6 protein-coding genes are annotated in these 7,068 nt (G+C 40.0%); 1 reads left to right on the top strand and 5 read right to left on the bottom strand.

All coding sequences use genetic code 11. The features are described 5' to 3' along the window. Positions 1 to 130: 130 nt before the first annotated feature. From J7I93_RS16410 to fdhF, 5 genes are all read right to left on the bottom strand, one after another. The gene (locus J7I93_RS16410; protein WP_214726950.1) at positions 131 to 1,258 is read right to left on the bottom strand and encodes an NADH-dependent flavin oxidoreductase; all 1,128 of its coding nucleotides are present in this window, start codon (positions 1,256 to 1,258) and stop codon (positions 131 to 133) included. Positions 1,259 to 1,466: 208 nt separating this feature from the next. Next, a complete protein-coding gene (locus tag J7I93_RS16415; RefSeq protein ID WP_214726952.1) occupies positions 1,467 to 1,787 on the bottom strand; it encodes an 8-amino-7-oxononanoate synthase in 321 nt (106 codons plus the stop codon). A 13-nt stretch (positions 1,788 to 1,800) separates the two neighbouring features. Continuing rightward, positions 1,801 to 2,706 (bottom strand): HD-GYP domain-containing protein, encoded by a 906-nt coding sequence (locus tag J7I93_RS16420; protein ID WP_214726953.1) that lies wholly within the window; start codon positions 2,704 to 2,706, stop codon positions 1,801 to 1,803. A 276-nt stretch (positions 2,707 to 2,982) separates the two neighbouring features. Beyond that, positions 2,983 to 3,549 carry a helical membrane plugin domain-containing protein gene (locus J7I93_RS16425; protein WP_214726954.1) on the bottom strand — a complete coding sequence of 189 codons (567 nt, stop codon included), beginning with the start codon at positions 3,547 to 3,549 and terminating at the stop codon, positions 2,983 to 2,985. After that, the gene (gene fdhF / locus J7I93_RS16430) at positions 3,542 to 6,511 is read right to left on the bottom strand and encodes a formate dehydrogenase subunit alpha (protein ID WP_214726955.1); all 2,970 of its coding nucleotides are present in this window, start codon (positions 6,509 to 6,511) and stop codon (positions 3,542 to 3,544) included. The genes J7I93_RS16425 and fdhF overlap by 8 nt, the downstream gene beginning before the upstream one ends. A gap of 190 nt (positions 6,512 to 6,701) precedes the next feature. Here fdhF and J7I93_RS16435 point away from each other — a divergent pair, with 190 nt between their 5' ends. After that, a complete protein-coding gene (locus tag J7I93_RS16435) occupies positions 6,702 to 7,043 on the top strand; it encodes a cupin domain-containing protein (protein WP_214726956.1) in 342 nt (113 codons plus the stop codon). The last annotated feature ends 25 nt before the right edge of the window (positions 7,044 to 7,068 follow it).

Raw genomic sequence — 7,068 nt, forward strand, 5'->3', positions numbered from 1 at the left:
TCAAGTGCCTTCCACTCCAATCAAATCAGTAATTAAAACTAGTTTGTAAGCAACAAACTTTGCGAAAACAGCCTATTATTAAGATAAGAATAAAACCCAAGGGCTTTTGGCAGCACCTTGGGTTTTTTTGCTATTCAACACCCGGGAACCAGCCAGGTGTATTTATAATTGCCTGCCAGAGCGGGTCTGGTACAATCAAACGACCCTGAGCATTTTTATCCAGCTTTGTTTCAATTTCTTCTTCACGCCCGCTTTGTAACTTTTCTACCCAATCCGGGTCTATTATAAGCTCACGACCAAGTGCAATCAAAGGAACACCACTCTTTTCCAATGCATGCAGCGCTTCATCTGCACTATATAAAGAGCCAACCCCAATAACTGGTATACGATCTCCAACACGCTCCTGAATAATTTCCATACGGGACCGTTTATCCTCCACTCCTCTTCTTGGTTCAGACCAGAAATCCTGCAGGGATACATGAAGATAATCCAGGCCCTTCTCCGCCAAAACATCAATTAAAGCTAAAGTATCAGCCATTGTTATTCCTGGTGTTTCAGGCTCTTCAGGCGAAAAACGGTAGCCTGCCAGGAAAGGCTCCTTAGCATGTTCATTAATTGTTTTCTTTACTTCTTCAATTACCGCCAATGGGAATGCCATTCTTTTCTCAAGATTGCCTCCCCATTGATCTTCACGCCGGTTAGAGTGCGGGGAGAAGAATTGCTGAATTAAATAGCCATTTGCTCCATGAATTTCAACTCCGTCATAACCTGCCTCTATAGCACGCCGTGTTGTCTCACCAAATGCTTTAATGATCTCTTCTGTTTCCTGTCCGCTAAGTGCCCTGGGCTCTTTAGCACCGCCGCGTTCTGACGCAACAGCACTAGCGGAAACAATGTCACCATCCGGCACCAGCTCAGGTGGACATTCTCTTCCTCCATGAAAGATTTGCAGAATAGCTTTTGCACCTTGCTTCTTTATAGCAGATGCAAGCCTTTTTAAGCTGGGAACCATCTCATCCGTATGCCCTGCAAACTCTCCTTGAAACCCTTTTCCGTTAGCTGTTACAAAAGTGCAAGCGGTAATTACCATACTAACGCCTTTTGAGCGGCGGGCATAATACTCTACTTCTGCATCGGATACTGTCCCATCCTCATTGGATGAAAAATTAGTCATTGGTGCCATTACGACACGATTTTTAAGCGATATGCCATTCGAAAAAGTAAAGTCTTCAAAAAGCGGCTGAAATTTTGGATTCATTACTGTCTACCCTCTCTGTAATTTTATATGTTTTTTTGTCAAGTTACAAAAACACCGTTTTATTTTCCTTTAAACTGGCTGCTTTTATGTAATACCTCTTTTTTAGGTTATCCAAAACGGTTGTTTATAGAAAAATTCCTTATAAAAACGATACAAATAAAAAGAGCCTAATTATGAGCAGCATTAACTCACATCAGACTCTTAGTTCTTAAAATAAAGGATGCGGAGGATCAATTCCTAAGACCGTTTCCCCATTTACAGTTAACCAAATATAGTAATGATCAATTTCAGTTTTAAGAATTTTTTCTATTTTAGCGATTAAGGTTTCCTGCATTTCAAAAGATAGCCTTGCTGTTTCTTCTCCTAATTCATAATCCTCTAGACCCATTAAATCTGCAATATACCTTGCTTCTTCATAAGAGACTTCAATATATTTATCATATTCGGATAGGTAGGCTGCTTCAGTAGACTTTACATTAAAAACTAGTAAAAGCATAAAGCTTAATAACGATATAGATATCTTTTTCATAACATTTCCCTCCTTAGATTTTCACTAATTCTTCTTTTAGTTCTAAAAATTTATCTAAGATGTACGGATTGTACATTTTTCCTCGGCATCGAATTAACTCTTCAAAAGCTTCCTTTGTTGTTCTTCCTTTTCTATATACTCTATCTGTTGTCATAGCATCAAATGAATCTACTATTGATATTATTGCAGCTTCAATTTCGATTTCCTCACCCTTTAATCCCTGTGGATACCCATTACCGTCATATCTTTCATGATGTTGTTCTACAATTTTTGCTGCTTCAATTAATGTAGGAAGACCAGTATTTTCTAAGATTTCTCTACCATATCTAGAGTGCTCTTTCATTATCTCCCATTCCTCAGAGGTGAGCTTATCTGGTTTTTGAAGTATTTCCAAAGGGATCTTGACCTTACCGATATCATGAAGAAAGGAAGCAAGGCTTAAACGGAAAAGTTGGCTTGTATTAAGGCCCAGTTTTTCTCCCAAAATCATAGAAATCTTACTAATTCTTGAACAATGATCAACTGTATAGCCATCTTTCTCTTCAATTGATACAGCCAAATCCTCAAGTTCTTTTGAAATTATACTATAATGATGAAACACTGGTTGAGATGAGACATAAATAAATTCTGTTAACTGTTCCGCATAAAAAACATAATGTTCTTTTACTGGAGATTTATAAAATACATCTCCTATTTTTAGAGAATTAATTTGGTTATTTTTTTTATATTTTAATTCACCTGAAAGGATATGAAAAAACTCCAGAACTTCAGATCCATATGCAGGCTCTAACCCCCATCTAGTCCCAGGATCCAACTTATGATAGATAACCTCTGTCCCGTCCCCGGAAGCGATTAAGGAGATTTGCAATCCCTTCATGTGGACTGTTTCAATGAAACTATCTTCATTTATAATGCCCACTCAATTACCCTCTTTCTAAAACTTTCTCTTATGGTGCTGTATGTATAATGTTTTTATAGAAACTAGTCTTTTTAGATATTATGTAACTCTTTTTTCCCTATAATGACATTCTAGTACATGATTTTCCATATTTCCACAAAAATTTTACTAGTTCCTTGATTTTCATGATAATGTTACCAATTTACAAGCCTATTTACCCGCTGTTCTTCCAAATAAAGTATTTTGTATGACTTGTTAAAAAAACCAGAGACCCATCTGGCCTCTGGTTTGAGTTCATTATTCTCTTTTATTAGGAGCCACATCTCTTTCGTTGTTCTCCTTTTTATGAAGGTTTTGGTCTTCAGGAAGCTGTGTCGTTCTTTCCATGCCGCTTGTATCTTCGCCCATACCTTTTAGGAAGGTAATCAGCAATGTGACAGCTCTGTTTACTTCTGGATCTTTTAATACTCTCACTAAATCGAAATAGCTGGTTTTTTCATCCGTTTCTTTGTATTCGGCCACTCGGGCTATACCGGAATTTAATTTAAGCAGCAGCGGTTCCAGCTGCTGGACATTTATTGTACCTAGTGTTCCGACCATAAGAAGCAGGTTTTTAATCGTGTTTGTTGCTTCTGGTTTGTCTACCGCTTTTACAAGTACATTTAATACTTTGTCTCCCTGTCCAAACAAGCCGTTTAATAGAGAAAGAACACCCCTATCATTCATATGGTTTACGACTGAAAGGAGTGCGAGAATGGATTCCTTATTGTCAATAAGGGCGTTCTCCACCTCTTCCAAATCCTTTTTGCGTTTATCTTCCGGACTTATTTCAAAACGCTTAATATTGTTAATCGCTTTAGCCATGCTGCTTCCGCTCCTTTTTCACCATATCTCCAGGGAAAATATAATCCTTTCGTGCCCACTTTTTCTCTACATTTACCCCTATTTGCGGCTGCGGGTTTCCATAGCGGTGATTTATTTTTGGAAGTGGGCTAATTCCTTCTTCACTAAGGATTTCAAGCTTTGCTTTTGTTTCCTTGTAAGCTGGCGTATCGGTATCCTTATCCGCATAGCTGCTTGTCAATAGGTTGATTGCTGCTTCGCCTCTGTCGTTCATCGGCAGATAGACCTCTTTGCCTTTAACCCTGTCTGTTATATGGCATTTTACTTTAACATTCCCGTAAGGAGAGGTTAAACGAACCAATGTCCCATCCTTCAGGCCACGTTCAGCAGCAAGATCAGGTGAGACTTCCAAGAAAACTTCCGGAGTCTTTGAGCTGATTCCCTTGGATTTGTATGTCATATTTCCTTCATGGAAATGCTCAAGCAAGCGGCCATTATTGACATGAATATCATACTCAATCGGGAACTCAAGAGTAGGTGTCCAATCGACCGGGTGAAGTCTCGCTTTGCCATCCGGGAATGGGAAGCCTTCCGTATACAAGAGCGGACTGTCTGTTCCGTCCTCCGCAACTGGCCATTGCAGACTCTTGTATCCTTCCAATCTCTCATAAGTTACACCTGAGTATATTGGCATAAGCATGGCTGCTTCAGCCATAATTTCGCCAGGATGAGTATATGTCCACCCTGCTCCAAGGCGATTTGCAACCTCTAAGATGATCTGCCAGTCTGGCTTGGAATCTCCAAGCGGCTCAAATGCCTGGTATAATCGCTGAATTCTCCTTTCTGTATTCGTGAATGTTCCCTCTTTTTCAAGGCTTGGACTTGCAGGAAGCACAACATCGGCAAACTCAGCCGTACGAGAAAGGAAAATATCTTGAACTACAAAGAAATCCAATTTTTCAAAAGCAGCTTGGACATAGTTGATATTGGAATCAACAAGGCCCATATCCTCTCCTTTTAAATACATCGCTTTTAACTGGCCCTCATGGATGCCTTCTACCATTTCGTGGTTATTCATTCCTACCTTTTCTGGCAGCTTCACTCCCCATGCATTTTCAAACTTCTTTCTCACTTCAGGGTCAGTAACTTTTTGATATCCCGGCAGATTATCTGGACTGCTTCCAAAGTCGCCTGCACCTTGTACATTATTATGGCCCCTTAAAGGATAGGCACCTGCACCTGGTTTAGCGTAATTTCCTGTTACGAGAAGCAGGTTGGAAATGGCGGTACTTGTATCGCTTCCGCCAAGGTGCTGAGTAACCCCCATTGCCCATAATGCACAAACAGAATTTGCTTCATGGATCATTTCTGCTATTTTAATCAGATGTTCCTTAGAAATGCCTGTTGTTTTTTCTGCGTATTCGATCGTAAACTTTTCAAGATTTTGTACAAATCCCTCTAATCCATTTACTTTTTCACGTAAGAATTTTTCATCTGCCCAGCCTTGGTCGATAATATATTTTGTTACAGCAGACAGCCAAACCATATCCGTACCTGCTTTAGGACGAATAAACAGATCTGATCGCTCGGCCATTTCATGTTCCCTCAAATCAGCAACGATGACCTTTTGGCCGTTCAGCTTTTGGGAACGTTTCACCCTAGTGGATAGTACGGGATGCGATTCGGAAGTATTGGAACCGATAATAAGCACCAATTCAGAGTTCTTGATATCCTCGATTGAACCGGCATCTCCTCCATGCCCCACTGTACGGAATAACCCAACAGTCGCAGGTGTCTGACAGTATCTAGAGCAGTTATCGATATTATTTGTTCCGATAACTGCCCTGCCCAGCTTCTGCATTAAGTAGGATTCTTCATTTGTACACTTTGATGATGTAATAAAACTGAGAGCATCAGTTCCGTTCTGCTCTTTTATTTCAGTAAATTTCCGTGTGATCAGATCCAGCGCTTCCTCCCATTCAGCTTCCCGGAAAGAATCTCCTTCGCGAATTAAAGGCTTTGTTAAACGTTCCTCACTGTTAACAAAATCCCAGCCAAATTTCCCTTTCACACAAGTTGAAATCCCATTTGCCGGTGCTTCTGCCTGAGGTTCGACCTTCAGGATTTCCCGCCCTTTTGTCCATACATCAAAGCTGCACCCAACTCCACAGTATGTGCAGACAGTCTTTGTCTTTTTTATTTTTTCTTCGCGCATAGCTGCTTCCATATCGGATATTGCCAAGATGGATCCATAACCTGTCTCTACATTTTTGGTGATTTCAATCATTGGCCGGAGCGTGTTTTTGGCAATCCCTGTCAAAAATCCCGCTTCTCCTTCCATTCCTTTTTCCATCATGGCATTACAAGGGCAAACAGTGGAGCAGTGTCCGCAGGAAACGCAGGAAGATTCATTGATTGGCACATCATTGTCCCAGATGACTCGTGGACGCTGTCGTTCCCAGTCGATTGTAAGCGTTTCTGTGACCTGGACATCCTGGCATGCCTCGACACATCTGCCGCATAATATGCACTGGTCGGGATCGTATCTATAAAAAGGATGTGAATCATCTCTTTCATAAGGCTTTTGATCGAAAGGAATGCTTTGATGGTTAATTTTCATCGCTTTAACGGTGTTATGTACTTCACATCCCCCATTGTTATAATCACAAACTGTACAATATAATTCATGATTAAAGAGAATTTTATCCATGGCGATGGTCTGGGCTTCTTTTACATTAGGGTCAATCGTATCTATGACGTCCCCATCTTTTATTTTTGTAGAACAGGAACGCACCAATTCTCCATTTACAGAAACAATGCATGTATCACACGTTTCGATTGCACCCAGGCTCGGATGGTAGCAAACCTGTGGAATTTCAATCGAACTATCATTTAATAATTGCAAAACGGTATTATCCGGATTTGCCTTTAATTCTACTCCATTTATTTTTATATTCAGAGAATCTGGCAACTCAATCAACATCCTTTCAAAAATTCAGTTTCATAGGTTTTCACTACCCTTGATTAAAAAAGTTAAACGTTTAGTAAATGATATTGGTTAATAACGATAGGCATTTTCATAAAAAGCGAAGTAAGTGATTTACATCATCACCTTGATCAATCAAATTCATTATCATTAAGGTGCAGACAATAAATTTTTGGAGGTTATTATAGTGGAGAGACAATCAATTGTATCTGCAATGGAATATAGCGATAAACAGTTTACCAAACGGATTCTTTTTAAAAAGGGTGAGAGTACCGTATTCGTCCTTAACTTTATGCCGGGTCAGGAGCTTCCTGTCCATAAGCATCCGGGTACTGAAGTATATTTGATGGTTCTTCAAGGGGAAGGAACACTGACGATTGATGGAAATCCTACTGAAGTTGCTGAAAGAGATGTCATCCATGCTAGTGGTGAGGAAGAGTTTTCTTTTAAAAACACCGGAGACGAACCCGTTAGCCTTTATGTTATGCTGAACAAAATTCCGGATGAAAGATATGCGCAGAATATTTAAGCACATCGAGTAGGAGGGGGTGACT

It is taken from the genome of Bacillus sp. ISL-47 (assembly GCF_018613175.1).
In the GTDB taxonomy this organism is placed as follows: Bacteria; Bacillota; Bacilli; order Bacillales; family Cytobacillaceae; genus Cytobacillus.